26 protein-coding genes are annotated in these 25,585 nt (G+C 72.6%); 18 read left to right on the top strand and 8 right to left on the bottom strand.

Translation table 11 applies throughout. From position 1 onward, the window contains the following. Positions 1 to 78 precede the first annotated feature (78 nt). From ACWCPY_RS05475 to ACWCPY_RS05435, 9 genes are read left to right on the top strand one after another with little or no spacing between them, the layout of a single operon-like run. Positions 79 to 723, top strand: coding sequence for a hypothetical protein (locus tag ACWCPY_RS05475; RefSeq protein ID WP_451263007.1), 645 nt, complete (start codon positions 79 to 81; stop codon positions 721 to 723). After that, complete coding sequence (gene asnB, locus ACWCPY_RS05470) at positions 711 to 2,534, top strand: asparagine synthase (glutamine-hydrolyzing) (protein WP_451263006.1); 1,824 nt, start codon at positions 711 to 713, stop codon at positions 2,532 to 2,534. The genes ACWCPY_RS05475 and asnB overlap by 13 nt, the downstream gene beginning before the upstream one ends. Continuing rightward, entirely contained in the window at positions 2,531 to 3,100 is a 570-nt protein-coding gene (locus tag ACWCPY_RS05465) for a flavin reductase family protein (RefSeq protein ID WP_451263005.1), read from the top strand. The genes asnB and ACWCPY_RS05465 overlap by 4 nt, the downstream gene beginning before the upstream one ends. After that, the gene (locus ACWCPY_RS05460; RefSeq protein ID WP_451263004.1) at positions 3,097 to 4,560 is read left to right on the top strand and encodes a 4-hydroxyphenylacetate 3-hydroxylase family protein; all 1,464 of its coding nucleotides are present in this window, start codon (positions 3,097 to 3,099) and stop codon (positions 4,558 to 4,560) included. The genes ACWCPY_RS05465 and ACWCPY_RS05460 overlap by 4 nt, the downstream gene beginning before the upstream one ends. A 15-nt stretch (positions 4,561 to 4,575) precedes the next feature. Beyond that, positions 4,576 to 5,391, top strand: a complete 816-nt coding sequence (locus tag ACWCPY_RS05455; protein WP_451263002.1) for a class I SAM-dependent methyltransferase — start codon at positions 4,576 to 4,578, stop codon at positions 5,389 to 5,391. A 54-nt stretch (positions 5,392 to 5,445) separates the two neighbouring features. Beyond that, positions 5,446 to 7,098 (top strand): ABC transporter substrate-binding protein, encoded by a 1,653-nt coding sequence (locus ACWCPY_RS05450; protein WP_451263001.1) that lies wholly within the window; start codon positions 5,446 to 5,448, stop codon positions 7,096 to 7,098. Beyond that, complete coding sequence (locus ACWCPY_RS05445; RefSeq protein WP_451262999.1) at positions 7,098 to 8,051, top strand: ABC transporter permease; 954 nt, start codon at positions 7,098 to 7,100, stop codon at positions 8,049 to 8,051. Before ACWCPY_RS05450 ends, ACWCPY_RS05445 begins: the two co-directional genes overlap by 1 nt. Further along, a complete protein-coding gene (locus ACWCPY_RS05440; protein WP_451262998.1) occupies positions 8,048 to 8,902 on the top strand; it encodes an ABC transporter permease in 855 nt (284 codons plus the stop codon). Before ACWCPY_RS05445 ends, ACWCPY_RS05440 begins: the two co-directional genes overlap by 4 nt. Further along, positions 8,899 to 10,515 (top strand): dipeptide ABC transporter ATP-binding protein, encoded by a 1,617-nt coding sequence (locus tag ACWCPY_RS05435; protein ID WP_451262997.1) that lies wholly within the window; start codon positions 8,899 to 8,901, stop codon positions 10,513 to 10,515. Before ACWCPY_RS05440 ends, ACWCPY_RS05435 begins: the two co-directional genes overlap by 4 nt. On the opposite strand, the gene ACWCPY_RS05430 is transcribed toward ACWCPY_RS05435, so the two are convergent. Then, entirely contained in the window at positions 10,469 to 11,911 is a 1,443-nt protein-coding gene (locus tag ACWCPY_RS05430; protein WP_451262996.1) for a dihydrolipoyl dehydrogenase family protein, read from the bottom strand. The genes ACWCPY_RS05435 and ACWCPY_RS05430 overlap by 47 nt on opposite strands. 114 nt (positions 11,912 to 12,025) lie before the next feature. Here ACWCPY_RS05430 and trxA point away from each other — a divergent pair, with 114 nt between their 5' ends. Continuing rightward, positions 12,026 to 12,397, top strand: coding sequence for a thioredoxin (gene trxA / locus ACWCPY_RS05425; protein WP_451262995.1), 372 nt, complete (start codon positions 12,026 to 12,028; stop codon positions 12,395 to 12,397). Positions 12,398 to 12,475: 78 nt separating this feature from the next. On the opposite strand, the gene ACWCPY_RS05420 is transcribed toward trxA, so the two are convergent. Together ACWCPY_RS05420 and ACWCPY_RS05415 are read right to left on the bottom strand one after the other, a co-directional pair. Beyond that, positions 12,476 to 12,817 carry a hypothetical protein gene (locus ACWCPY_RS05420; RefSeq protein WP_451262994.1) on the bottom strand — a complete coding sequence of 114 codons (342 nt, stop codon included), beginning with the start codon at positions 12,815 to 12,817 and terminating at the stop codon, positions 12,476 to 12,478. Between the two features lie 89 nt (positions 12,818 to 12,906). Further along, positions 12,907 to 13,929, bottom strand: coding sequence for a LacI family DNA-binding transcriptional regulator (locus ACWCPY_RS05415; RefSeq protein ID WP_451262993.1), 1,023 nt, complete (start codon positions 13,927 to 13,929; stop codon positions 12,907 to 12,909). Between the two features lie 49 nt (positions 13,930 to 13,978). On the opposite strand from ACWCPY_RS05415, the gene ACWCPY_RS05410 reads away from it, so the two are divergent. From ACWCPY_RS05410 to ACWCPY_RS05400, 3 genes are all read left to right on the top strand, one after another. Next, positions 13,979 to 14,197, top strand: a complete 219-nt coding sequence (locus tag ACWCPY_RS05410) for a hypothetical protein (protein WP_451262992.1) — start codon at positions 13,979 to 13,981, stop codon at positions 14,195 to 14,197. 139 nt (positions 14,198 to 14,336) lie between these two features. Beyond that, on the top strand, positions 14,337 to 15,851 hold the full coding sequence (locus ACWCPY_RS05405; protein ID WP_451262991.1) for a flotillin family protein: 1,515 nt from the start codon (positions 14,337 to 14,339) through the stop codon (positions 15,849 to 15,851). Positions 15,852 to 15,944: 93 nt separating this feature from the next. Beyond that, a complete protein-coding gene (locus tag ACWCPY_RS05400) occupies positions 15,945 to 16,412 on the top strand; it encodes a type II toxin-antitoxin system PemK/MazF family toxin (protein WP_451262990.1) in 468 nt (155 codons plus the stop codon). Here ACWCPY_RS05400 and ACWCPY_RS05395 read toward each other — a convergent pair. Continuing rightward, positions 16,397 to 16,666, bottom strand: coding sequence for a hypothetical protein (locus ACWCPY_RS05395; protein ID WP_451262989.1), 270 nt, complete (start codon positions 16,664 to 16,666; stop codon positions 16,397 to 16,399). The genes ACWCPY_RS05400 and ACWCPY_RS05395 overlap by 16 nt on opposite strands. 44 nt (positions 16,667 to 16,710) lie before the next feature. Further along, positions 16,711 to 17,532 (bottom strand): TIGR02452 family protein, encoded by an 822-nt coding sequence (locus ACWCPY_RS05390; RefSeq protein WP_451262988.1) that lies wholly within the window; start codon positions 17,530 to 17,532, stop codon positions 16,711 to 16,713. 148 nt (positions 17,533 to 17,680) lie between these two features. On the opposite strand from ACWCPY_RS05390, the gene egtA reads away from it, so the two are divergent. Genes egtA through egtD form a run of 4 tightly spaced genes read left to right on the top strand, consistent with a single transcriptional unit; the run spans position 17,681 to position 22,054 of the window. After that, positions 17,681 to 18,982, top strand: a complete 1,302-nt coding sequence (gene egtA, locus ACWCPY_RS05385) for an ergothioneine biosynthesis glutamate--cysteine ligase EgtA (RefSeq protein ID WP_451262987.1) — start codon at positions 17,681 to 17,683, stop codon at positions 18,980 to 18,982. A gap of 14 nt (positions 18,983 to 18,996) precedes the next feature. Then, a complete protein-coding gene (egtB, locus tag ACWCPY_RS05380) occupies positions 18,997 to 20,340 on the top strand; it encodes an ergothioneine biosynthesis protein EgtB (RefSeq protein WP_451262986.1) in 1,344 nt (447 codons plus the stop codon). Continuing rightward, positions 20,340 to 21,095: an ergothioneine biosynthesis protein EgtC gene (gene egtC, locus ACWCPY_RS05375; RefSeq protein WP_451262985.1), complete on the top strand. Its 756-nt coding sequence runs from the start codon at positions 20,340 to 20,342 to the stop codon at positions 21,093 to 21,095. The genes egtB and egtC overlap by 1 nt, the downstream gene beginning before the upstream one ends. Next, entirely contained in the window at positions 21,092 to 22,054 is a 963-nt protein-coding gene (gene egtD, locus ACWCPY_RS05370; protein ID WP_451262984.1) for an L-histidine N(alpha)-methyltransferase, read from the top strand. Before egtC ends, egtD begins: the two co-directional genes overlap by 4 nt. Here the strand turns inward: egtD and ACWCPY_RS05365 are convergent. The 3 genes from ACWCPY_RS05365 to ACWCPY_RS05355 form a co-directional block, all read right to left on the bottom strand. Beyond that, entirely contained in the window at positions 21,997 to 22,869 is an 873-nt protein-coding gene (locus ACWCPY_RS05365; RefSeq protein WP_451262983.1) for a lysophospholipid acyltransferase family protein, read from the bottom strand. The genes egtD and ACWCPY_RS05365 overlap by 58 nt on opposite strands. Next, positions 22,866 to 23,672: a GNAT family N-acetyltransferase gene (locus tag ACWCPY_RS05360; protein ID WP_451262982.1), complete on the bottom strand. Its 807-nt coding sequence runs from the start codon at positions 23,670 to 23,672 to the stop codon at positions 22,866 to 22,868. Before ACWCPY_RS05360 ends, ACWCPY_RS05365 begins: the two co-directional genes overlap by 4 nt. Positions 23,673 to 23,868: 196 nt before the next feature. After that, entirely contained in the window at positions 23,869 to 25,125 is a 1,257-nt protein-coding gene (locus tag ACWCPY_RS05355) for an extracellular solute-binding protein (RefSeq protein WP_451262980.1), read from the bottom strand. 202 nt (positions 25,126 to 25,327) lie between these two features. On the opposite strand from ACWCPY_RS05355, the gene ACWCPY_RS05350 reads away from it, so the two are divergent. Further along, complete coding sequence (locus ACWCPY_RS05350) at positions 25,328 to 25,543, top strand: dodecin (RefSeq protein ID WP_072488929.1); 216 nt, start codon at positions 25,328 to 25,330, stop codon at positions 25,541 to 25,543. The last annotated feature ends 42 nt before the right edge of the window (positions 25,544 to 25,585 follow it).

Raw genomic sequence — 25,585 nt, 5'->3', positions numbered from 1 at the left:
CCCACATTCCTATTCTGCGTCAGGAATTTCGAATTCATTCTTTCCGAAGTCCTTCTTCTCCGGTCGAAAGAGCTGCTCATGAAGCAGAAGTACTCCACCGACATGAGCCCGTCGGAGCGCGCCGCACTGTGGCGGCAGCGCCTCTTCGAGGCCGAGGCCGGCCTGACCCGCTATCTCACCGAGGCCCGCGGCGGCCAGGACATCGACGACTGGATCGCGGTGCGTTCGCAGATCTTCGCCGATCTGCCGGGCCGGGACGCCGATGCGGACACCGATGCCGGCACCGACGACTGGCAGCGCGTCTTCTTCCGCGCCCAGGCCCTGATGGAACGGTTCCTGGTCTCCCGGTACGGGCACGGCGAACTGGCCGCCTGGGCACGGGCCGGCGCCGAGGTCCACCGCTATGTCGAAGCCGGTCACGGCCGCGGCGCGCTGGACCCGGTCCTGCGGGTGGCCCGCCAGGCCGAGTTGTACGGATCGCGCTACCGCGTCGTCGAGGACGGCGCCGAGCGCGCCGTGCTGGAGATCTCGCACTGTGCCATCTGGGACTACCGCGAACAGGCCCGCGCCCGTGGCGTGCGGCTGACGCTCGCGTCGCCCTGCGAGTACTGCGTGCACGCCACCGGCGCCAACATCGCCGCCAAGGGTTTCGTCGCACGCCATGAACTCACCGAGGGCCCCGACGGTCCCGGTTGCATCTGGGAGGCGCAATGTGCGGCATAGCCGGGTGGGTCGACCGGGACCGCGATCTGCGGACCGAGGCCCGGACCGTGCGGGCCATGACCGACACCATGGTGCTGCGTGGTCCCGACGCGGGGGACATCTGGCTCTCCGAGCACGCCGCTCTCGGCCACCGCCGCCTCGCCGTCATCGATGTGGAGGGCGGCGCCCAGCCGATGGAGGCCCGGGACGGCGACGGCCGGGTCCTGGCCGTGATCACGTACAGCGGTGAGGTCTACAACTTCCGCGAGCTGCGCGACGAACTCACCGCGCTGGGGCACCGGTTCCGTACCGGCTCGGACACCGAGGTGGTGCTGCGGGCCCACCTCCAGTGGGGCGAGGCCGCGGTGCCGCGGCTGAACGGGATGTTCGCGTACGCCGTCTGGGACGTGCCCCGGCAGGAGCTGCTGCTGGTCCGGGACCGGCTCGGGGTGAAACCGCTGTACTGGACGGCCGGTGAGCGCCATCTGCTGTTCGGTTCGGAGCCGAAGGCCGTCCTGGCCAATCCGCTCTTCACCGCCGAGACCGACGCGCAGGGGCTGGCCGAGCTGTTCGCGGTGCCGTCCGCGCCGACACCGGGTCTCACCGTGTTCCGGGGGCTGCGCACGGTACGCCCCGGGCACACGGTGCGCTTCGGTCCGGCGGGGGTGAGCGAGCGGGCGTACTGGACGCTGGAGACCCGGCCGCACACCGACGATCCCGACACCACCGCGGCCCGGGTGCGTGAGCTGCTCACCGACACCGTGCGGCGCCAGCTGGTCAGCGACGTCCCACTGGGACTGCTGCTCTCCGGCGGGCTCGACTCCTCCACCCTGACCGCGCTGGCGGCGGCCGATGCCGAAGGCGAGAAGGTGGCGACGTTCTCGGTGGACTTCCCGCCGGACGAACAGCCCGAGCGGCTGGGCGACTGGAACCGGGACAGCGACGCGCCGTACATCCAGGAGCTGGCGGGCCGGCTCGCCACCACGCACACGGCGGTGACCGTGCCGGGCAGCGAGCTGCTGGCCCACCGCCCGATCGGGCTCCGGGCCCGCGACCGGCCCGGCTGGGGCGAGCCGGACGTGTCGCTGTACCTCCTGTTCAAGGGAGTGCGGCGGCATGTCACGGTCGCGCTCTCCGGCGAGGTGGCCGACGAGGTGTTCGGCGGCTATCCGTACTTCCACCACGACCGTCCGCTCGACACCTTCCCCTGGCTGAGCGGCAGGCCTTCCCCGGCGAGCCTGCTGCGGCCGGACGTCGCGGCGTGGGTCCGGCCCGAGGAGTACGCCGCCCGGCGCTTCACCGAAGCGCTCGCCGAAGTCCCGCACCTGGAAGGTGAGTCGGGCCGGGAGCGGCGGGCCCGGCAGATCTCCTATCTGGCGCTGACCCGCTGGCTGCCCGCCCTGCTGGACCGCAAGGACCGGATGAGCATGGCGGCGAGTCTGGAGGTGCGGGTGCCGTTCGCGGACCACCGGCTCGTCGAGTACCTGTGGAACGTGCCCTGGTCACTGAAGAACACGGGCGGGGTGCCCAAGGGGCTGCTGCGGCGGGCGGTCGGCGATCTGCTGCCGGCGAGCGTGCTGCACCGGCCCAAGAGCGGCTACCCGGCCAGCTCCGCACCGGGCTACGGGCAGACGCTGCGGGCGCTCGCCGAGGACCTGGTGCAACGGAACGGCCCGGTCTTCGAGTTGGTGGACCGGGACGCGGTGAAGCGGCACCTGGCGACGGGCACCCCGCTGCCCGGACCGCGTGCCGCGCCCCACCCGACCGGCGGGCTCGACCATCTGCTGGCCGTGGACCGCTGGCTCGACACCCATGGGGTGAGGGTGCGATGACCCTCACGACCGGCCACGGCGAGCCGACGGCCGCGGAGTACCTCGCCGCAGCCCGGACGTTCCCCACCGGGGTGACCGTGGTGGCCACCCGCTACCGGGACGGCACCCCCGCCAAGACCGTCTCCGCCTTCGCCTCGCTCTCCCTCGATCCGCTGCTGATCGCCGTGGCGATCGGCAGGCACAGCCCGCTGGTGTGGGCGGCGCGCGCCTCCGGGGTGCTGTCGGTGAACGTCCTGCGCCACGACCAGCAGGAGGTCGCCGACTACTACGCGGCGCCCGAGCGCGGCCGGGCGCAGCCGCCGCCGGTGGGCCTGGTGCGGGAGCGCACCGGCGCGCCGGTCCTCGACGACTGCCTGAGCTGGTTCGACTGCCGGCTCGTCACCGTGACGCCGGGCGGGGACCACGCGCTCCTCATCGGCCAGGTCGTCGGCGTGCGCAGCGGCAGCGGTCCGCCGCTGGTGCACCATGCCGGCCGCTACCGCAGCCTCAGCCCTGCCGCGCCCCTCCACAGGACGCAACCACCGCGTCAGACCCCTCTCCCGCATCAGCAAGGGACCTCAGCATGACTTCCTCTCTCACTTCGGCCGTCGAACCGCTGGGCGTACTCGACGGCGCACGTTTCCGGGCCGGTCTCGACGACGGGCGCAGTGTGTGGCTGGACGGCGAAGAGATCAAGGACGTGGCCGGGCATCCGGCGTTCGCCGCGCCGGTCGCCGAGCTCTCCCGGCTGCTCGACCTCCAGCACGACCCTGCCCACCGCGACCTGCTCACCGTCGAGGACCCGGAGTCGGGTCTGCGCATCGGCCGCGGCTACCATCCGCCGCGTACCGCCGAGGAGTTGAGGGCCGCCCGGGACAGCGCCGAGGTGTGGATGCGGGAGTCCTGGGGCCAGCACGGCCGCTCCCCCGCCTTCATGGCGTCCATCGCCGTCGGCCTGCTGGACTTCCAGCACCGGCTGGAGACCAACCGGCCCGGCTTCGGCGCCAACGCGCAGGCCTACCACCGCTTCGCCTCCTCGCGCGACCTGCTGCTGACACACGCGCTGGGCGACCCGCAGATCGACCGCTCGGCCAGTCCGGTCGACCACCCGGACCACGCACTGCGGGTGCTGCGCGAGGACAGTGCCGGGATCGTGGTCCGCGGGGCCAAACAGCTCACCACGCTCGCGCCGTTCGCTCACGAGGTGCTGGTCTATCTCTCGGCCTCGTTCGCCCGGCGAGGCGCCGAGGAGTTCGTGCTGTGGTTCGCACTGCCGCTCAACGCTCCGGGGCTGCGCATCCTGTGCCGCGAGCCGTTCGGCAGCCGGCCGCACGGGCACGCCCATCCCTTCGCGAGCCGGTACGACGAACAGGACGCGATGCTGTTCTTCGACGACGTGACCGTGCCGTGGGACCGGGTGTTCCTGCTCGGCGACGGGGCGCTGGCCCGTGAGGGTCTCGGCCGGATCAACGCGTGGAGCCAGTACATCGGCCAGGTCCGCTACCGCGAACGGCTGCGCACCCTGCTCGGGGTCGGCTCACTGCTCGCGGAGTCGATCGGGGTCGACGGCTTCCGCAACATCCAGGAGGACCTGGGGGAACTCGCGGGCTACGCCCAGGTCCTGGACCACTTCCTGGACGCCGGGGAGGCCACCGCGTACCGCACCGACAGCGGGCTGCTGGCCCCCGGTCCGACCCCGGCGGCGGCGGTGTGGGCGGCGCAGGTGGCCGGGCGTGCGGTGGGGATCGTACGGGGCATCGGGCAGTCGGGAATCCTCATGCAGCCCACGGAGAACGATCTGCGTTCGGCCGAGCTGCGGCCGCTCCTGGACCGCTACATGCGCGGCAAGGGCATCGACGCCGAGCACAAGTCCCGGCTGTTCAGGCTCGCCTGGGACCTGACGGCCGACAGTTTCGGGCAGCGGCAGGACCTGTACGAGTACGTGCACCGGGGCGACCTCGCTCGCAACCGCATCAACCTGTACCGCAACCACGACCTGTCGGCGGTGCGCGAGCGCATCGCGGCACTCATCGACGCTCCGCTGTGAAGGGACCGTTCCGACATGACCGACGACATACTCGACCGCGCCCGCACCCTCTCCGGGTACGACGACGTCAGCCGGATCCGGCAGGCCCAGGACCACGACTGGGTCCTCGGGCTCGCGCCGGACGGCCCGCGCACCCTCCTCGATCTGGGCTGCGGGACCGGGGCGTTGCTGGAGGCGGCGCTGGACCGCTGGCCGGACGCGGTGCGGGCGGTGGGGATCGACGGTTCCGGCCACCGGGTCCGCGAGGCCGGGGTGCGGCTGGCCGGGCGGGCCGAGCTGCTGACCGGTGACCTGCTGCGGCTGCCCGCCCTGGACGACCGGTTCGACGTGGCGTTCATGACGTCCGTGCTGCACTGGCTGCACCCGGACGAGGACCGGGCGTTCGCGTGGGTCGCCCGCCATCTGGCGCCCGGTGGCGCCTTCGTCCTGACGACGCACCACCCGGTGACGGACCGCGCGGGTCTCGGTGGTGAGGATGTCGTCGCCGTCGACGCCCTGCGCCTGCTCGGTGTCCCGGCCGACCTGTCCGGGATCGTGCCGATGGGGGTACGGGCCCGGTCGGCGGACGACGTACGGGCCCTGCTGGAGCGGCACTTCACGATCGAGGAGACGCACGGGCGGACGGTGCCGGTGCGGGCCGCGGGCGACCGGCAGTACCGCGACTTCCACGCCTCCACGTTCGGCACGTACTTCAGCCGGCTGCTCCCCGACGAGCGGCAGTCGGAGTTCTTCGACGCGGTCGGCCGGGCCGCCGCCGCCCGGACCGCCGAGCACGGCGAGGTCTACCGCATCACGGTGCGGGCCTGGCGCGCGGTGCCGCGCCCTCGCTGATCCCCGCCCCTCCTCCCCCCTTTCCCGTCGCACGACTCTGAACGGAGCCCAGCCGTGCCCACTCGCCGGTCCTTCCTCCTGCTGTCCGCCGGTGCCCTGACGGCGGCCGGCCTCACCGCCTGCTCCTCCGGCACCGCGGCCGACTCCTCCTCGGGCGCGGGCGGTGCGCCGCGCGACGGCGGGACACTCACCTTCGCCACCGATGTCGAGCCGGACAACTTCGACCCGCACGTGTCCCCGGCCGACATCGTGGGGGTGCTGCTGCGCAATGTCTTCGACTCCCTGGTGGCGCAGCGCCAGGACGGCGGTTTCGAACCGTGGCTGGCCAGGGAGTGGACGGTTTCGGACGACGGGAAGGCGTACACCTTCCGGCTCCGGGACGATGTGGAGTTCACCGACGGCACCCCGTTCGACGCGGCGGCGGTGAAGGCGAACTTCGACCACATCGTGGCTCCGGCCACCAAGTCCCAGTACGCTGCCACCCTCATCGGCCCGTACGAGCGCACGGACGTCGTGGACCGGCACACGGTGACGGTCCGGCTGAAGAGGCCGTACGCCTCGTTCCTGCACGCCGTGTCGACGACGTATCTCGGCTTCCACTCGCCCGCGGCGCTGCGCGAGCGGCCCGGCGAACTGGCGGCGGGCGGTGCGGCCTCGGTCGGCACGGGGGCGTTCACCTTCGTCTCCCGCGTCAAGGGCCAGCAGCTCGTCTTCGCCCGCAACAAGTCCTACGCGTGGGCGCCCGCCTCCGCGAAGAACAACGGCCCCGCCCACCTGGAGCGGCTGGTCGTCACGTTCCTGCCGGAGAACGCGACCCGGGTCGGCGCGGTGACCTCCGGTCAGGCGGACGTCGCCGACGCCCTGCCGGCCAACCGGATCGCCGCGCTGAAGTCGCAGCCGGGCCTGACCGTCAGCAGCCACGACTCGCCGGGCATCGTCTACTCGTACTTCCTGAACACCGAACGCGCCCCGTTCGACCAGCGGGACGCCCGGCTCGCCGTGCTGCACGCCGTCGACACGGAGGCCATCACCAAGGCGGTCTTCGCGGGCCAGTACCGGCGGGCCTGGGGCCCGCTCAGCCCGTCCACTCCCGGCTACGACGCGTCCTTGGAGAACAGCTGGAAGCACGACCCGGCCAAGGCGGCCGCGCTGCTCGACGGGCTCGGCTGGACGGGCCGTGACTCCGACGGGTACCGGACCAAGGACGGCAGACGGTTCCGGCTGACGCTGCTGTACGTCCCTGCGTACACCAAGTCCGAGCGGCGCACCTTCGACACCGCGGTCCAGGACGACCTGAGGAAGGCGGGCATCGAACTGGTCCTCGAACCGCTGGACGCGGGCAGCTACACCCCGGTGCGCAATCGCGGCGACTACGACATCATCGCCTTCGCCTGGGGCGGTTCGGACCCGGACCTGCTGCGTACGGTCTTCCACTCAGAGAGCCGGCTCGCCGACGGCGGGGCGAACGGCTCCCGGGTGCACGACCCGCGCGTCGACGGCTGGCTGGACGCGGCGACGGCGGCCACCGCGCGCAAGGAACGCGAGGCGCTGTACGCGAAGGTGCAGCAGCGGATCGTGGCACAGGGGTACGCGCTGCCCGCGTTCGTCGGCACCCGCCAGCTGGGGGTCCGGGGCCGGGCGCACGACGTGACGTTCGACGCCTCGGCGTGGCCGCTGTTCCAGGGCGCGTGGGTGGACGGCAGCTGATGTCCGCGATTCATCGGTGGGCGGCGCCCGTGGCGCGCCGGCTCGGCTCCGGGGTGCTGGTGCTGTGGGGCGCGGCCACCGTGTCGTTCCTGGTGCTGCATCTGGTCCCGGGTGATGTGGTGGACACGGTGCTCGGGCCCTCGACGGCGGCGACCCCCGAACTGCGTGAGCGGATCCGGGCCGACTACGGGCTCGGCGATCCGCTGCCCGTGCAGTATCTGCGGCAGCTGGCCGGTCTGCTGACCGGGGATCTGGGCCGCTCGTACCAGCTGGGTCTGCCGGTCGGCGATGTGCTGGCGGGCCAGATCGGGCCGACGGTGGAGCTGGCACTGACCGCGACCGCGCTGGCGCTGCTGATCGCGTTCGTGGCGGCCGTCGCGACCGCGGGCCGGGGCCGGGTCGCCCGCGCGGTGGCTTCGGGTCTGGAGCTGCTCGCGGTGTCCGTGCCGTCGTACTGGCTCGGCATTCTGGCGCTCACGGTCCTGTCGTACCGCTTCCGGCTGCTGCCGGCGGCGGGCGACCAGGGTCCGGCGGCGCTGGTGCTGCCGGCGCTCACGCTCGCGCTGCCGATCGGCGGGGTGCTGGCCCGGGTCGTCCGGCAGGAGCTGGACGAGGCGCTGGCCAGGCCGTTCGCACTGACGGCGCGGGCCAGGGGCGCCACGGAGCGGACGGTGCTGCTGCGGCACACCCTGCGTCATGCGGCGCTGCCCGTGGCCACGCTGTCCGGGTGGGTGGTCGGCAGCCTGCTGGGCGGGGCGGTGCTCACCGAGACGGTGTTCGCCCGGCCGGGTCTGGGCCGGGTGCTGGTGACGGCGGTGACGTCCAAGGACATCCCCGTGGTGACCTCGCTGGTGCTGTTGTCCGCGGCGGCGTTCGTCGTGGTGAATCTGCTGGTGGATCTCGCCTATCAGGTGATCGATCCGCGGCTGCGTACGGAAGGGGCGGGCGTATGAACGCGGTCGCGCGGACATGGGGCGGGCGGGCCGGCCGCCCGGAGGGGCGGCGGGCGGCTCCGGCGCTGGCAGCGGTGGTGCTGGCTCTGCTGGCGGTGGCGGTGGTCTTCCCCGGGCTGCTCGCCCCGCACGCGCCGAACGACACGGATGTGGTGTCGGCGTTCCGGCCGCCCGGCGGTGCGCACCCGTTCGGCACGGACGAGCTGGGGCGCGATGTGCTGTCCCGGGTGGTGTACGGGGCGCGCCCCTCGCTGGCGATCGGGCTCGGCGCGACCGCGCTCGGTGTGCTGGCCGGGCTCCTCGTCGGGCTGCTGGCGGCGACGGGGCCGCGGGTGGCCGACCGGGTCCTGATGCGTGGTCTCGATGTGCTGCTGGCCTTCCCCGAACTGCTGCTGGCGCTGCTGGTGGTCACGGTCGTCGGGTCGGGTACGGCGAATGTGCTGGTGGCGATCGGCATCGCGGCCGTTCCCACCTATGCGCGGCTGGTGCGGGGCCAGGCGCTGCTGGCCGCCAGGTCGCACTACGCGGAGGCGGCGAAGGTGCTGGGGGTGCGGCGGCCGGTGATCGTGCTGCGGCATGTGCTGCCCAATGTGACGGGGCCTCTGCTGGTCCTGGCCACCATCGGCACCGGGACCGCGGTGATCTCCGGTTCGGCGCTGAGTTTCCTGGGGCTCGGCACTCCGCCGCCGGCCGCGGAGTGGGGTTCGATGCTGTCGGACGGGCGGGAGTTCCTGGCGACCGCGTGGTGGACGGCGACCTTCCCCGGGCTGGCGATCGTCGCGGTGGTGCTCTCGGTGACGGTGCTGGGACGGTCGCTGCGGTCCGGTACGCCGAAGGGGGCAGGGGCATGAGTGCGTTGCTGACCGTCGAGGGCCTCGATGTGCGCTTCGGGTCCGGGCGCGGGGGTGAGGGGCCGGGTTCGGTGCATGCCGTGCGGGACGTGAGTCTCTCCGTCGCCGCGGGCGAATGCCTGGCCCTGGTCGGGGAGTCGGGCTCGGGCAAGAGCACGGTGGCGCGTGCCCTGCTCGGGCTCGCCGGGGCCGGGGCACGGACGAGTGCGCGGACGCTGCGGGTGGACGGGCGGGACGCGAGCGGTTTCGGGGCGCGCGACTGGCGTACGGTGCGGGGCCGGACCGTCGGGCTGGTCGCCCAGGACGCGCTGGTGTCGCTGGACCCGCTGCGCCGGATCGGGGCCGAGGTCGCGGAGCCGATGCGGCTGCACCGTACGGCGGACCGGTCGGGGATCGGCGTCCGGGTCGTCGAGTTGCTGCGCCGGGTGGGTGTCCCCGACCCGGAGGCACGGGCGGCGCAGTACCCGCATGAGCTCTCCGGAGGGCTGCGGCAGCGGGCGCTGATCGCCTCGGCGCTGGCCGCCGGCCCCCGTCTGCTGATCGCGGACGAGCCGACCACCGCGCTCGATGCGACCGTGCAGGCGCAGATCCTCGATCTGCTGGCCGCGGCGAAGGAGGACGGCACGGGACTGCTGCTGATCAGTCACGACCTCGGTGTCGTGGCGCGGATCGCGGACCGCGCGGCGGTGCTCAGACATGGCGCGGTCGTGGAGACGGGCCCGACGCCCGGGCTGCTCGCGGAGCCCCGGCACCCGTACACCCGTGCCCTGGTGGCGGCCTCCGTGCTGCGTTCCCCGCCGCGCGCCCCGAAGCGCTCGCGGACCGTGCTGGAGATGGATTCGGTGTCGCTGTCGTACGGGGCGCGCGCGGCGGTCCGCGATGTCTCCTTCACCTTGCGCGCGGGCGAGACGGTCGGACTGGTCGGTGAGTCGGGCTCCGGCAAGAGCACCGTGACCCGGCTGGCGACCGGTCTGCTGCGGCCGCACTCCGGCACCGTGCGGATGGACAGCGAGCCCTGGTCCGGCCTGCCCGAACGCCTGCGGCGGCCGCGCCGCGCCCGGATCCAGCTCATCCACCAGGACCCGTACAGCGCCTTCGATCCACGCTTCACGGTCTCCCGGATCATCGCCGAGGGCGTTCCGCGCCACGAGGACCGGGCCGCCCGCACACGCGAACTCCTGGGCCTGGTGGGCCTCGGCCCCGAGCATCTGGACCGCCGCCCCGACCAGCTCTCCGGCGGCCAGCGCCAACGCGTCGCCATCGCCCGTGCCCTGGCCCCGTCCCCCGCCGTCCTGGTGTGCGACGAGCCGGTGTCGGCGCTCGACGCCTCGGTGCGGGCACAGGTCCTGGATCTGCTGGACGACATCCAGCAGCGCCTGGGGACGGCCCTGTTGTTCGTCTCGCACGACCTGTCGGTGATCCGGCGGATCAGTGACCGGGTGCTGGTGATGAAGGACGCGGAGGTGGTGGAGGAGGGCACGGCCGAGGAGGTCTTCGACCGGCCCCGGCACCCGTACACGAAGTCGCTGCTCGCGGCCGTCCTCACGGCCGGCCCGCCCCCGGGGGCTACGCGTCCCGGTACGCCTCCAGCAGCCGCAGCCAGACCTCGCTGATCGTCGGGTACGCGGGTACGGCGTGCCACAGCCGGTCGATCGGGACCTCGCCGGCGACCGCGACCGTCGCCGAGTGCAGCAGCTCGCCGATGCCCGGTCCGACGAAGGTGACCCCGAGCAGGATCTCCCGGTCCAGGTCCACGACCATGCGGGCGCGGCCCCGGTAGCCGTCCGCGTACAGGCCGGAGCCGGCCACCGCGGCGAAGTCCTGGTCGACGGCGCGTACCCGGTGGCCGGCCCGCTCCGCCCCGGCGAGGGTGAGGCCGACCGAGGCGGCCTCCGGGTCGGTGAAGACGACCTGGGGGACGGCCGCGTGGTCGGCGGTGGCGGCGTGGGCGCCCCAGCGGCCGGTCTTCAGCTGCGGTACGCCGGCGGCGCGGGCGGTGATCGCGGCGCCCGCGATGCGTGCCTGGTACTTGCCCTGGTGGGTGAGGAGCGCCCGGTGGTTGACGTCACCGACCGCGTAGAGCCAGGTGGTGCCCTCCACCAGGCAGCTGTCGTCGACGGTGAGCCAGGATCCGGGCTCCAGGCCCACCGTCTCCAGTCCGAGGTCGTCGGTGCGCGGGGCCCGGCCGGTGGCGAAGAGGATCTCGTCGGCCTCGATCTCCTCACCTTCCGCGAGTTCCACGGTGACCGGACCGTCCGGGACCGCGCGCCGCACGGCGGCGACCGAGGTCCCGGTGCGGATGTCGGCGCCCGCCTCGGTGAGGGCCCGGCCGACCAGTTCGCCGGCGAAGGGCTCCATCTTCGGCAGGAGGCCCTCGCCCCGGACCAGCATCGTCACCCGGGCGCCGAGGGCCTGCCAGACGGTGGCCATCTCCACGCCGACCACGCCGCCGCCGACGATCACGAGGCGGCCGGGCACCTTCTGCGCGCTGGTGGCCTCCCGGCTGGTCCAGGGGCGGGCCCCGTCGATGCCGGGCAGGTCGGGGACGACGGCGCGGCTGCCGGTGCAGACGGCGACGGCCCGGCGGGCGGTGAGCCGGTGCTCGGTGCCGTCGGGCGCTGTCACGGCCACCGTCTTCTCGCCGGTGAGCCTGCCCTGGCCCCGGTAGATGTCCGCGCCGATGCCCTCCACCCAGGCGGCCTGTCCGTCGTCCTTCCAGTGCGATGCGTAGGTGTCACGGTGGGCGAGGACCGCCGCGGTGTCCAGCGGCCCCTGTACGGCGTCGCTGAGGCCAGGGACGCGGCGGGCGTCGGCGCGGGCGACCACCGGGCGCAGCAGGGCCTTGCTGGGCATGCAGGCCCAGTAGGAGCACTCGCCGCCGATGAGTTCCGCCTCGACGACCGCGGCGCTGAGCCCGGCTGCACGGACCCGGTCGGCGACGTTCTCGCCCACCGGCCCCGCTCCGACCACCACGACGTCGTACTCGGCGTTCAGGGAAGCATCAGTCATGGGGACAGTCTGGTCGCGGGTGTGCGCGGCGGCCACATGGGCAGGCGGAATAGTGCAGAAGCAGGCACCGTTGTGCGGACAGGTCCGAACGGGCACAGGAAGAGGTAACAGAGAATGAGCACCGTTGAGCTCACCAAGGAAAACTTCGATCAGGTCGTCAGCGACAACGACTTCGTCCTGATCGACTTCTGGGCTTCCTGGTGCGGCCCGTGCCGACAGTTCGCCCCGGTCTACGACGCGGCGTCGGAGCGCCACGACGACCTGGTCTTCGCCAAGGTCGACACGGAGGCGCAGCAGGAGCTGGCGGCGGCCTTCGAGATCCGCTCCATTCCCACGCTGATGATCGTCCGGGAGAACGTGGCGGTGTTCGCGGAGCCCGGGGCGCTGCCGGAGGCGGCGCTGGAGGACGTGATCGGACAGGCGCGGAAGCTGGACATGGACGAGGTCCGCAAGTCCATCGAGGAGCAGAAGAAGGGGCAGCAGTAGGGCCTGTCCCGTGGGTGAGGGGTCCGGCCCGGGCGTGGCCGGACCCCTCACCCGTGTCCGGGGCCGGGCGGTGCGGCCTCAGCGGTCGGCGTCGCTTCCGGCGTCCCTCTCCTTGACCCGGGCCGAGAGGCCGAAGGCCAGTTCGGCGCCGTCGACCAGCAGGGCCTCGACCGCGTGCGTCGCGGGGTCGATGTCCGCGACGACGCCTTCGCCGGAGTACCGGGGGTAGCCGGACGCCCCGGTCTCCCCGGTCGCCGACACGACCGCGGAGCGGACGGCGCCGCCGGGCTCGGCGGCATCGGACTCGGCGGCATCGGCAGTTCCGGCGGTGCCCTCGGCCGCTGCGGTGTCCTCGGCTTCGGCGGTCTCCTCGGCGAACCGGGGGACCAGCAGGATCTCGTAACTCTGCGGATGGCTCATGGTCATGACGCTAGGCAAGCGGCACCCGGTACGCACCTCGCCGCGCTGCCGCGCGGTGCGGTACGGGCGGTGCGCCCGCCCCCGCCGCCTCAGCCGGATTCGCGGCGGATCACCCCGGCCCGCAGCAGGTCGTGGTGTTCGGGTGCCCCGCCGGGGTCCCGAACCAGCCGGTCCACCAGGTCCGCCAGCGGCTGCGCGGTGGCCAGCTCCATCCGTACGGTGGTGAGCCGGGGCCGCAGCAGCCTGCCCAGCATCAGGTCGTCGGCACCGACCACGGCGGTCTCGCGCGGCACGTCGATGCCCGCGTCCTGGAGGGCCCGCATCAGGAGCATCGCGTATTCGTCGTTGTAGGCGAACACCGCGTCGAGGTCCAGGGCGCGCCAGCGGGCGGCCAGCCGGGCGGCCGACTCCTCGTCGTACCGCAGCGGCAGCGGTTCCACCCGGGCGCCGTGGAGCCGGGCGGCCTGCCGGGCCCCGGTCAGCCGGGGTTCGGCGAACGGGCCGAGTCCGCATTCCTCGGGCATGACCACGCCGATACGGCGCCGGCCGCTCTCCAGCAGGTGTCCGACCGCGCAGCCGCCGACCTCCCGCTGGTCCATGACCAGCGCGTGGGCGCCGGGCACCGGCCGCGGGCCGAGGGTGATCACCGCCCTGGCCCCGGAGCGCCTGAGTACGGATATCCCGCGCGGGGTGAGGTCGATCGTGCTGGGGGCGATCACGGCGACCGGGCGGAGTTCGGCCCAGGCGCGGGGCGCGTCGTCGGGGTCGAGTCCGGTGCTGCCGTACTGGACGACGGTGTAGTCGAGCCGGCGCAGCCCCGATTCCAGTTCGTGGAAGAAACGGTGGTGGAGCGGGCCGGTCGGGAAGTTCACGGTGGGCAGCAGCACCATGCGGGTGTGTCCGGCGCGCAGGCTGCGGGCCGCGGCGTGCGGTACGTAGCCCAGTTCGGTGGCGGCTTCCCTGACCCGGCGGCGGGTGGTCTCGCTGATCCGTACGGAGACGTTGTTGTTCAGCACGTACGACACGGTGGCCCTGGAGACCCCGGCGAGCCGTGCGACATCCGCGCTGGTGGGGACGGGGGGTTCGGTGGGCTGGTTCGGTAACTGGCTCATGGCGTCGGGCAGTCTTCCAGACCCGCGGTGCGTGGGTACGCTCCGGGGCATGGATGAATCCTCGATGGTGGGACTGCTCGGCCGGGTGACCGGGACGGTGGGGCCGGGACTGGTCGGCGAGGTGATGGTCCGGATCCGGGGCGGCGCCGAACACTTTCTCGCGCATCCGGCCCAGGCGGGGGAACGCATCGAGGTGGGCACGGTGGTGACGGTGATCGAGCATCTGCCGCCGCGAACGGTCTATGTGGCTTCCGCTTACGGGAGTTGAGGGACGCGCGGGGGGTTCTTGACGGATTTCGTCGTCAAGAATTCGGCAAGGATCCGCACGCGTCTTCTGCCCGGTCGCGAGCAGGAGAAGACTCCCCCGTGTTCAGCGGTGCCGACGGGGTACCGCGATAAGGGGGCGCATGCCGATGGTCATCGGCGTCACGGCGGGTCTCGTACTCGCCGCCATCATGGTGTTGTTCGGCCTGTTCAAGATGATGTGGCGGGTCGCCGAACCCAACGAGGCACTGGTCATCTCGGGTTCCAAGCACAGGACCGAGGGCCTGGGGCAGGGCATGGGGTTCCGGATCGTCACCGGTCACGGCACTCTCGTCCTGCCCGGGGTCCAGGCGGTGCGGAAGATGTCCCTGGACCTCAACGAGACCGAGCTGTCGGTGGACTGCGTCACGCACCAGGGGATTCCCCTGCGGGTGCGGGGCGTCGTCATCTTCAAGGTGGGCGACGACTTCGTGTCGATCGCCAACGCCGCCCGCCGCTTCCTCGATCAGCAGAAGCTGATGTCGGAACGGGTGCACAACGTCTTCGCCGGTCATCTCCGTTCCATCGTGGGCGGGTTGACGGTCGAGGACATGATCCGGGACCGGGAGAAGCTCACCGGGCAGACCCGGGCCGCGTGCGGGACGGAGATGGAGAAGCTCGGGCTCATCGTCGACTCGCTCCAGATCCATGAGATCGAGGACCCGACCGGCTACATCAAGAACCTGGCGATGCCGCACGCGGCGGCCGTGCAGCGGGACGCCCGGATCGCGCAGGCGGAGGCCAACCGCCTGGCCACCGAGGCGGAGCAGCAGGCCGCGGCCCGGATGTCGGAGGCGACCCGGGACAGCGAGATCCTGCAGGCCGGGTATCAGGCCGAGCGCGACAAGGCGGCGGCCAGCTCCCGGCAGGCGGGCCCGCTGGCCGACGCGGCGGCCCGGCAGGAGGTCGTGGTCCAGGAGACCAGGGTCGCCGAACTGGAGGCACAGCGGCGTGAGCAGCAGCTCCAGGCCGATGTGCGCAAGCCCGCGGACGCCCAGGCGTACGAGAAGCGCACCCTGGCCGAGGGTGAGCGCGACGCCCGGATCTCGGCCGCCGAGGCGAAGGCGCGGGAGACGGAGCTCGCCGCGGTCGCGGAGGCCAACCGGGTGAAGACGGCGGCGCTCGCCGAGGCCGAGGCGACGAAGGCGCGTGGCGCCGCGTCCGCGACCGCGACCAGGGCGACGGGTGAGGCGGAGGCCGCCGCCGCCCAGGCCAAGGGGCTGGCTCTGGCGGAGGCGGCCCGTGCCAAGGGCCTTGCCGAGGCGGAGGCGATCAAGGCACGGGCAGCTGCCCTGGCGGAGAATCAGGAGGCCGTCGTCGCACAGCAGTTGGCCGAGAAGTGGCCCGAGATCGTCCAGGCGGGCGCGGGCGCCTTCGGCAGCGTCGATCACATGGTGCTGCTGAACGGGGCCGACGGCATGTCGGACATGTTCGCGAAGGCGCTGACCATGGGCGGCACGGGCCTGGGGCTGGCCCGGCAGTTGCTGGCCACGATGAGTCAGGGCGACCGGGCGGAACCGGCGCCGCAGGTGAACGGGATGGCCCCGGCCGCCCCGCCGTCGCCGCGCAAGCAGCGGATTCCCGTGACGGGTGATCAGGAGGACGGCCCGGCCGCCTGACCGGTCCGGCGGTGGCCGGTGCGCGCTCCTCGGTCCACGGCGCGCACCGGACCCGCTCCATGAAGTCGGCCGCCCAGGTCCTACGGTGTGGGGATGACCATCCAGCACCGTGACGACAGCATCGACAGCTCGACGGACTTCCCGGGCCGCAGCGGCCCGGCCGCCACCACCGAGGCCGACCCGCGTGACGTGGGACCGGTCCGCACCTCGTACGCCCCCGACCGGGACGGCGACCCCGACCCCGGCGAGATCGTCTGGACGTTCGTGCCGTTCGAGGAGAACGACGGGCGCGGCAAGGACCGTCCGGTCCTGGTGGTGGCCCGTGAGGCGGCGGGCACGCTGCTCGCCGTACAGCTCTCCAGCAAGCAGCACGACCGGGACCGCGAGTGGGTGGCGCTCGGGGCCGGCCCCTGGGACAGCTCCGGCCGGCAGTCGTGGGTCGACCTGGACCGGGTCCTGCGGGTGCACGAGGACGGGATGCGGCGTGAGGCGTGTGCGCTGGACCGGGACCGGTTCGACCTGGTCGCCGGCCGGCTGCGGGAGCGCTACGGCTGGCAGTAGAGGCCGGGGCCGTGCGCGGCGGCCTTGCACGGGGACCGCTGCGACGGCCGCGTCGGCGGCGGTCGGCCGCAGAACGACGACCCCACGGCGGCCACGATGTCGGCGTCCCGGTCGTCCGTGAGGCTCGGCACGGTCCCGCCCTCGAACCGCGATTTCTCCTGGCGCCGCACCGTCGCGGCGTCCTTGCCGTCCCTCATGTCGAGGCAGACGTCGCGGGACCGGCCCGATGAGGCGACAACGGCAGCTGTACCCATCGCAGGCCGCTCGCGCCGCACACGCATCGCGCTGACGAACTCGTTCAGCCGAACGTCCGGTCGAAGGCGGACCGGGTGGCGGATTCGGGGCTGCGGTCGAGTATGCCGAAGACGATCTGCTCGAAGTGGCCGGCGAACCTGCCGCCGTCCAGGAGCAGCGCCCGGAACGCACCGGCCACCTGCGCCGGATCGTTGCGGAACACCCCGCAGCCCCAGGCGCCCAGCACCAGCCTGCGGTAGCCGCGCACCGCGGCGACCTCCAGCACCCGCTCCGCCCGGGAGGCGAGCGCTGCGGGGATACGCTGGGCCTCCTCGGGGGCGCGGTCGCGGATGACCCCGGCGTTGGGCGCCGGGGAGGTCAGGAAGCCCACGGTGTACGGGGTGTCGAGCAGCCGCCCCCGGTCGTCGCGGAACACCGGTACGCCCGGCGAGTGAATCACCCGGTCGGTGTAGAAGGCGCTGCGTTCCGCGCGGTGATGGGCGTAGTAGCCGGGGGCGCGCAGCAGCGTGGCGTAGAGGGCGGAGCCCCGGCACAGGGCCTCTTCCTGGGCCTGTGCGCCGTTGAGGTAGCCGCCGCCGGGATTGCGGGCGGATGCGTAGTTCAGCACGGCTACCTTGCCGGGGTCCTCGCCGGTCATCCGGCGCGCCGCCTGCAGGCTGCTCTCGCCCGTGACCTCGACCACCGGTGTGCGGTCGGAGTCGAGCACCGCGACCGGCACCGGCTCCGGGCCGTACAGCCTGGTCCCCGAGAGTGCGGTGGTCAGCGCACGCTCGATGCTCACCTCGCGTCCGTCATCCGTACGGTAGCGGCCGGCCTCGACGACGGCCTCGGTCTCACGCGCGATGCCGCGCAGTCGTGCGCTCATCGGTACTCCCCCGTGTGGTGCATACGGGGGATGCTCGGCGCTCCGGCGGCATGGACGCAACCGGATTTCCGTCGCGGAGGGGCGCCCTTGTGCGATCCATCCGCAGGGGTTTGGGTGGTGGGAAGGCACCCGGAGAAGGAGGCCCGGCATGTCGTACGACACACCCGGCGGCCACGGTCCGCCCGGCCAGTACCCGCCCCTGGGCGAGGGCGAGGCCGAGGATTTACTGCGCTGCATCTGTTTCAAGACGGGACCGCCCCGCAAGGTCGGCGTCGAACTCGAATGGCTCATCCACGACCGGGATCATCCCCGCGTTCCCGTCCCGCACCACCGTCTCGAAGCGGCCGCCGGCATCCTGCGGGCCCTGCCCCTGAGCGCGGCGCTCACCTTCGAACCCGGCGGCCAGCTGGAGCTCAGCTCGCGCCCCGCCGACTCCCTCATGGCGTGTGCCGAAACCACCGCCGCAGATCTCACCGCGGTACGTGACGCCCTGCACCGGGTGGGGCTCGCGCCCGTCGGTATCGGAGTCGACCCGTGGCACGCGCCGCGCCGGCTGCTGCGCGAGCCCCGATACGACGCCATGGAGGCCTCGTTCGACCGGTCGGGCCCGGCCGGCCGCGCCATGATGTGCACCACCGCGTCCGTCCAGGTCTGTCTGGACGCCGGAGAGGAGGAGCCCGGTCCGCTCGGGTACGGGCGGCGCTGGCAGCTGTGCCATCTGCTGGGCGCGGTCCTGGTGGCGGCGTTCGCGAACTCGCCCCTGCGGCTCGGCCGTCCGACACCGTGGCGCTCCACCCGGCAGTCGCTCTGGGCCGACCTCGACCCGTGGCGGCCCCTGGCACCGTCCGGCGCTCTGCCGCCGCGCGAGGCCTGGACCGCTCATGTGCTGGACACCCCGGTGCTGTGCATCCGGGACGACACGGGCCCATGGACCGTGCCGCGGGGACTGACGTTCCGCGACTGGATCCGCACCGGCGCGCCCAGACCACCGGTGCGGGCCGATCTCGACTACCACATCAGCACGCTGTTCCCGCCCGTGCGCCCGCGCGGTCATCTGGAGCTGCGCATGATCGACGCACAGCACGGTGCGGACGGGTGGCTGGTGCCGCTCGCCGTCACCACCGCCCTGTTCGACGACCCGGAGGCCGCCGAGACCGTGTACCGCACCGTGAAGCCCCTGGCCGAGACGGCCGGGGCCCAGCCGGCGCCACGCAATCCGCTCTGGGTCGGCGCCGCCCGCGACGGGCTGGCCGACCCCGAGCTGCGGGCGGCCGCGGCCACCTGCTTCCGGGCCGCGCTGGAGGCGCTGCCCCGGATGGGGGCCTCGACGGCCGTGCAGGATGCCGTGGCCGGCTTCAACGACCGCTTCGTGGCCCGGGGCCGATGTCCGGCCGACGATCTTCCCGAACTGCTGGCACCGGTTGTGCCCGGCGGTCCGGGCCACCACTGAGAGGGGCACCGCTCATGACCCACTCCCCCACTCCCTGCGGATCCGCGCCCCAGGGCGCGGACGCCGAGGCGCTCCGGCAGCGCGCCCTCGCCGCGCTGCTCACCGCCCGCGAACGCACCGCACTGCTCACCGACAGCGTGGACGACCACGAACTGACCGCCCAGCACTCGCCGTTGATGTCCCCACTGGTCTGGGACCTCGCGCACATCGGCAACCAGGAGGAGCTGTGGCTGCTGCGCGGGGTGGCCGGGCGGGAGGCGATGCGCCCGGAGATCGACGGACTGTACGACGCCTTCGAGCATCCCCGGGCGACCCGCCCCTCGCTGCCGCTGCTGGCACCGGCCGAGGCACGCGCGTACGCCTCGGAGGTACGCGGCCGGGCGTTGGACGTGCTCGACGGCACCGCGCTCGACGGCGGCCGTCCGCTGGTGCGGGCCGGATTCGCCTTCGGCATGATCGCCCAGCACGAACAGCAGCACGACGAAACGATGCTGATCACCCATCAGCTCCGGTCGGGGCCGGCCGTGCTGGCCGCGCCCCTGCCGCCCGCCGCCACCGACGCGGCGGACCTGCCCGCGGAGGTCCTGGTCCCGGGCGGCCCGTTCACCATGGGGACGTCCACCGAGCCGTGGGCCCTGGACAACGAACGCCCGGCGCATGTGCGTGACGTACCGGCGTTCCTCATCGACACGACCCCGGTCACCTGCGGCGCGTACCAGGAGTTCATCGAGGACGGCGGCTACACCGAGCAGCGCTGGTGGGCACCGGCGGGATGGGCGATGGTCCGTGAGCACGAACTGACCGCTCCGCTGTTCTGGCACCGGGACGACGGACAGTGGCTGCGCCGTCGCTTCGGGGTCACCGAGGTGGTGCCCGCCGACGAGCCGGTGCTCCACGTCAGCTGGTACGAGGCGGACGCTTTCGCCCGCTGGGCCGGGCGCCGGCTGCCCACCGAGGCGGAGTGGGAGAAGGCGGCGCGCCACGACCCGGTGTCGGGACGTTCCCGGCGCCATCCCTGGGGCGACGAGGACCCGGCGCCCGAGCTGGCCAACCTGGGCCAGCGTCATCTGCGGCCCGCGCCCGCGGGGGCCTATGCTCAGGGCCGGTCCCCTTACGGCGCACGACAGTTGATCGGTGACGTGTGGGAGTGGACGTCGAGCGACTTCCTTCCCTATCCCGGCTTCTCGGCGTTCCCGTACCGCGAGTACTCCGAGGTGTTCTTCGGGCCGGCCCACAAGGTGCTGCGCGGTGGTTCGTTCGCCGTGGACCCGGTGGCGTGCCGGGGGACGTTCCGCAACTGGGACCTGCCGGTACGGCGCCAGATCTTCTCCGGTTTCCGCACCGCGAGGGATGCCTGATGTGCCGTCACCTCGCCTACCTGGGGCCGCCGGTGCCGCTCGGCGAACTGCTGACGCGGCCGCCGTACTCGCTGGTGCGCCAGTCCTGGGCGCCCAGACACCAGCGGTACGGGACGGTCAACGCGGACGGCTTCGGCGTCGGCTGGTACGCGGACGGCGATCCGGTGCCCGGACGTTACCGGCGCCGGGGCCCGGTCTGGGGCGACGAGACCTTCGCCGACCTGGCCAGGGTGGTGCGCAGCACGGCACTGCTCGCCGCCGTCCGTGACGCCACCGAGGCGGGCGCCGACGGTGAGGCGGCGGCCGCGCCGTTCGCCGCCGGGCCGCTGCTGTTCAGCCACAACGGTGCGGTGAGGGGCTGGCCGCATTCCGTGGCCCCGCTCGCCTCGGCGCTGCCGCCGGCCGAGCTGCTTGCCCTCACCGCGCGCAGCGACTCGGCCCTGCTCTGGGCCCTCGTCCGGCACCGCCTGGCCGACGGCGACGCACTGCCGCAGGCCGTCGCCGACACCGTGCTCGACGTGGCGGCCGCGGCGCCGGAGTCCCGGCTGAATCTGCTGCTGACCGACGGTACGACGATCGTCGCGACGGCCTGGGGCGACACCCTGTCGTATCTCGCCGAGCCGGGCCTGCGCACGGTCGTGGCCTCGGAACCGTACGACGACGATCCGCGCTGGCGCGCGGTCCCCGACCGCACCCTGGTGACGGCGACCCGCACCGACGTTCTGCTGACCCCGCTCAAGGAGCCCGCCGAGTGAGTCCCTTTCTGCTGACCCGTACCCTGCCGGAGGACGCCACGGACGCGGCGCTGCGCGCCGATGTCCTGCACGGTCTGACCCGGTACCCGAAGACACTGCCGCCCAAGTGGTTCTACGACGCGCACGGCAGTGAGCTGTTCGAGGAGATCACCCGCCTGCCCGAGTACTATCCGACCCGCGCCGAGCGCGAGATCCTGATCGACCGCGCCGACGAGATCGCCCGGGTGTCCGGGGCGCGGACCCTGATCGAGCTGGGGTCCGGATCGTCCGAGAAGACCCGGCACCTGCTGGACGCGCTGCCCGCACTGCACAGTTATGTACCGGTCGACGTGAGCGAGAGCGCGCTGCGCGGTGCCGCCGAGGCCCTTCTCGCTCAGCGGCCCGAACTTTCCGTGCACGCGCTGATCGCCGATTTCACCGGCGGACTCGCGCTGCCGGGAACGCCGGGGCCCCGACTGATCGCGTTCCTGGGCGGCACGATCGGCAATCTGCTGCCCGACGAGCGGGCGATGTTCCTGAAGTCCGTACGGTCGCTGCTCTCCCCGGGCGACGCGCTGCTGCTCGGCACCGATCTGGTCAAGGAGGAGAAGGTGCTGGTCGCCGCGTACGACGACGCGGCCGGGGTGACCGCGGAGTTCAACAGGAACGTACTGCGGGTCGTGAACCGGGAGCTGGGCGCGGACTTCGACCCGGCCGGTTTCGACCATGTGGCGGTGTGGGACCCGGAGCACGAATGGATCGAGATGCGGCTGCGGGCCCGTCGGGCGCACGCCGTGAAGATCCCGGACCTGGACCTGGTGGTGTCCTTCGAGGCCGGTGAGGAGTTGCGTACGGAGGTGTCGGCCAAGTTCCGCCAGGAGGGGGTCCGGGCGGAACTCGACTCGGCCGGTCTGCGGCTGGATCAGTGGTGGACGGATTCCGGCGGCCGGTTCGCGCTCTCGTTGGCGACGGCGGTCTGAGCGCGGCGGGCCAGGGCGCGGCGGTCGGCCGGGCCGCGCGCCGGGATCGGCGGCAGGACGCGGATCTCGGCGGTCAGGCCGGCCGCCGTCACCACCCGCCACAGCGAGGCGATGAGCGGATCGTCGCCGACGAACGCGGCCGCACCGGCCGGGGCCTCGTGTTCCGCCGGTGCGGTGTCTTCCGCCGGTGCGACGCGGTAGCTGATGCGCACCGGCAGGACCGTGGCGTCCGCGTCCATGGCCGCCTGGAAGACCGCGGGCCCGAACCGGCCACCGGGGCCGCGCCCGCACCAGGTGGTTCCTTCCGGGAAGACGACCACGTGTGAACCGCCGCGCAGCGCCGCCCCGATGGTGCGCACGGTCGCCGGCAGCGCGCGCAGGCGGTCGCGTTCGACGAAGAGCGTGCCGCCCCGTGCGGCGAGCGGGCCGAGCAGCGGCCAGTCGCGGATCTCGCTCTTGGCCAGCATCCGGCCGGGGAACACGGCCGCGACGAGCGGGATGTCCAGCCAGGAGATGTGGTTCGCGACCACGAGCGCGCCCGCTGCCCCGGTCGTTCCGTCGGGCACCGCGGGTGTGCCGACGATCCGCACCCGCACCCCGAAGGCGCGCACGACGCCGTACGCCCAGCGCCGGATCAGCCGTTCCCGCCGGGGCGCGCCGAGCATCGCCGCGAACGGGGCGCCCAGCGCGCCGGCCAGGATGCAGGCGCATCCGGCGAGCAGCAGGGCCACGGCGGCCGGGCGGCCCCGCACCCGCCCCTCGTGCCCGGCGCAGTCGCGCGGGGTGCAGGGGGCGGTGGGCAGCCAGGGGTTCATCGCAGCGGGGCGAGGGCGAGGAAGTGGCGCAGGTAGCGGGGGTCGGTGCGGCGCAGCGACAGCAGTACGTACAGGTCGGCGACGTTGAAGTCGGGGTCGTGGGCGGGCGCCCCGCACACCCAGGCGCCGAGGCGCAGATAGCCGCGGAGCAGCGGAGGGAGCGTGGCGAGCCCGGTGGGTACGGGAGCCCCTCCCCCGGTGGGCTGCCAGAGGCGGTGCGGGGTGACCCAGTGGTCCTCGGGAGCCAGGTGCTTGGTCCGTACGGTCTCCCACGCGCCGGCCGCCGCGGCGCCGCCGTCGGCGAGGGGGATCGAGCAGCAGCCGGCCAGCCAGTTGTGCCCGGTGCGTTCCATGTAACGGGCGAGACCGGCCCAGATCAGCGCTATGACGGCGCCGTCGCGGTGGGCCGGGTGGACGCAGGAACGTCCGACCTCGACCAGGTCGTCACGGATCGGGCCGAGCCGCCCGAGGTCGAACTCGCTCTCCGCGTAGAGGCGCCCGGCGATCCGCGCCCGGTCCGGCGGCAGCACGCGGTAGGTGGCGACGACATCGCCGGTGGACTCCTCCCGTACCAGCAGGTGGTCGCAGTAGGCATCGAACTCGTCGCTGTCCAGGCCGGGTTCGGGCCCTTCCAGCCGGGCACCGAGCTCACCGGCGAAGACCAGATGACGCAGCCGCTGGGCGGCGCGGACCTCGTCCTGGTCGGCGGCGAGGGACACCCGGTAGCGCGGTGGGACGGGGGCGACGGGCTGCGCGGGAACGGCGGGGGCGACGGGGAGCGGGGTGATGGGCAGCGCGTTCATGACAATCTCCGGGGACGGATCGGCAAGGGCGGCCGCCGGGCCACCGCACTGGGTGCGAAGGCCCGGCCCCTTAACTTCTTCCGTGACCGGCTTTATTCGACATGACCGCTCGGGAGCCCCGACATGTGCGAAGGCTGAATCCCGAGGGTGGCCGACAACGGCCCCCGCCCGGCCACCTGCCGGTGGATCGCGCGGGTCAGCCCCCGGCCAGCTTGGAGGTGATCTTCTCCGAGGCGGTCTTCGCCTCCCGCAGCGGGTCGCCGCCTTCGAGCACCGCCGTCATGTACGGCTTGATCGGGTTGTCGGCCTCGACGTCCGCCCACTGCGGCGAGTTGGGGGTCGCGCGGCCCTGGGCGGCGCCACGGGCCATCGCCGCGGTGCCCTCCTGGCCGACGACGACGCTTGCGAGACCCGGCTTGTTGGGCACGTAGCTCATGCTCCTGGCGAGCTCCTCCTGCCACTTGCGGCCCGCCAGCGCCTTGATCACCTCGATGCCCTCGGCGCGCTGGTCCGCCTTGTCAGGAACGATCAGGTCGGATCCGCCGGTGAAGACGGCTCCGGGCTCCTTCGCGGTCTTGCCCGGGATGGGGAAGTAGCCGAGTTTTCCCTTGAGTTCGGGATTCTGCTTCTCGATCTGCGCGACGGTGCCGGGCACCGAAATGATCTGTGCGACATTGCCCTCGGCGAACACGTCGGCCTGCGGGGGCTTTTCCTCGTCGGCGTTCTTGGGGCCGTCGCCGAGCCCTTGGAGTTCCTTGTAGAAGCTCATGCCCCGGATCGCGGCGGGGCTGTCCAGGGCGCCTTCCCACTCCCCGCCCTTCTCCTCGGCAAGTTCGCCGCCCTCGTCCCAGATGAATCCGGCGAGGACATACCAGTTCTGGCCCGCGAGGTAGATTCCCTGATTGCCGTCCCGGTTCAGCAGTTGGCTGTCCTGGATCCACTCGTCCCGGGTCTTCGGCGGGTTCTTTATGCCCGCCTGCTCGAAGAGCTCCTTGTTGTAGATCACCACACGGTTGGCCGCGTACCAGGGAATTCCGTACTGCATCCCGTCGATGCTGCCCGGGTCGGCGAGACCGGGCAGCCACTCCTCGCTGCCGAGATCACGCACGGACTCCAGGGTGAGATCGCGCAGGCCACCGCTCTCCGCGTACTGGGCGACCTGAGTGTTTCCGACCTCGATGACATCCGGGGTGTCCTTGCCCTTGAGGGCGCCGATGACCTTCGGGCCGATTCCGCTCCAGCTCTGGAACTTGAACTCGAGCTTGACGGACGGATGCTCGTCCTCATAAGCCTTTGTGAACCGCTTCAGGAAATCTGCGGAGACACTGTCCTTCATCAGCCAGATCGTGACCTTCTTGCTGCCGGATGCCTCCGAGCCGGAGCCCAGCCCGCATCCACCCAGCGCAAAGGTGGAAACGAGCGCGACGGCTCCGACGAGTATGCGGTTCTTCACCAGGTTCACCTTCTGCGAAACGGCACGACTGAATTCAGGGACCCGGTGTGGGGGACTGCGGGCAACGCTCGCACGGGCGTGGCTGGATTTTGGTATGGACCAATGAATTGGTCAAGGCCCGTTCACGGGACATTCTGCACGTCGACCCCTCGCGGACTCGGGCCGGGTGGGGCACCGTGGTAGGGACGAGAGGAGACATAAGATGTCAAACCACACCTATCGGGTCACCGAAATCGTGGGAACCTCCCACGAGGGCGTCGACGACGCCATCCGCAGGGGCATCGCAAGGGCTTCGGAAACGTTGCACAATCTCGATTGGTTCGAGATCACGCAGGTACGCGGCGAGATCAAGGACGGCCGGGTCGAGCACTACCAGGTGGGACTGAAAGTGGGCTTCCGGCTCGACGAGACGAGCTGATCCGGCCGCCCGGGCGCGACCGGGCCGAGGCCACGTTCCCGC

Source organism: Streptomyces sp. NPDC002403, from assembly GCF_053593015.1.
The sequence above is the reverse complement of the archived record's forward strand: the minus strand, read 5'-3'. Positions and strand labels throughout refer to the sequence as shown.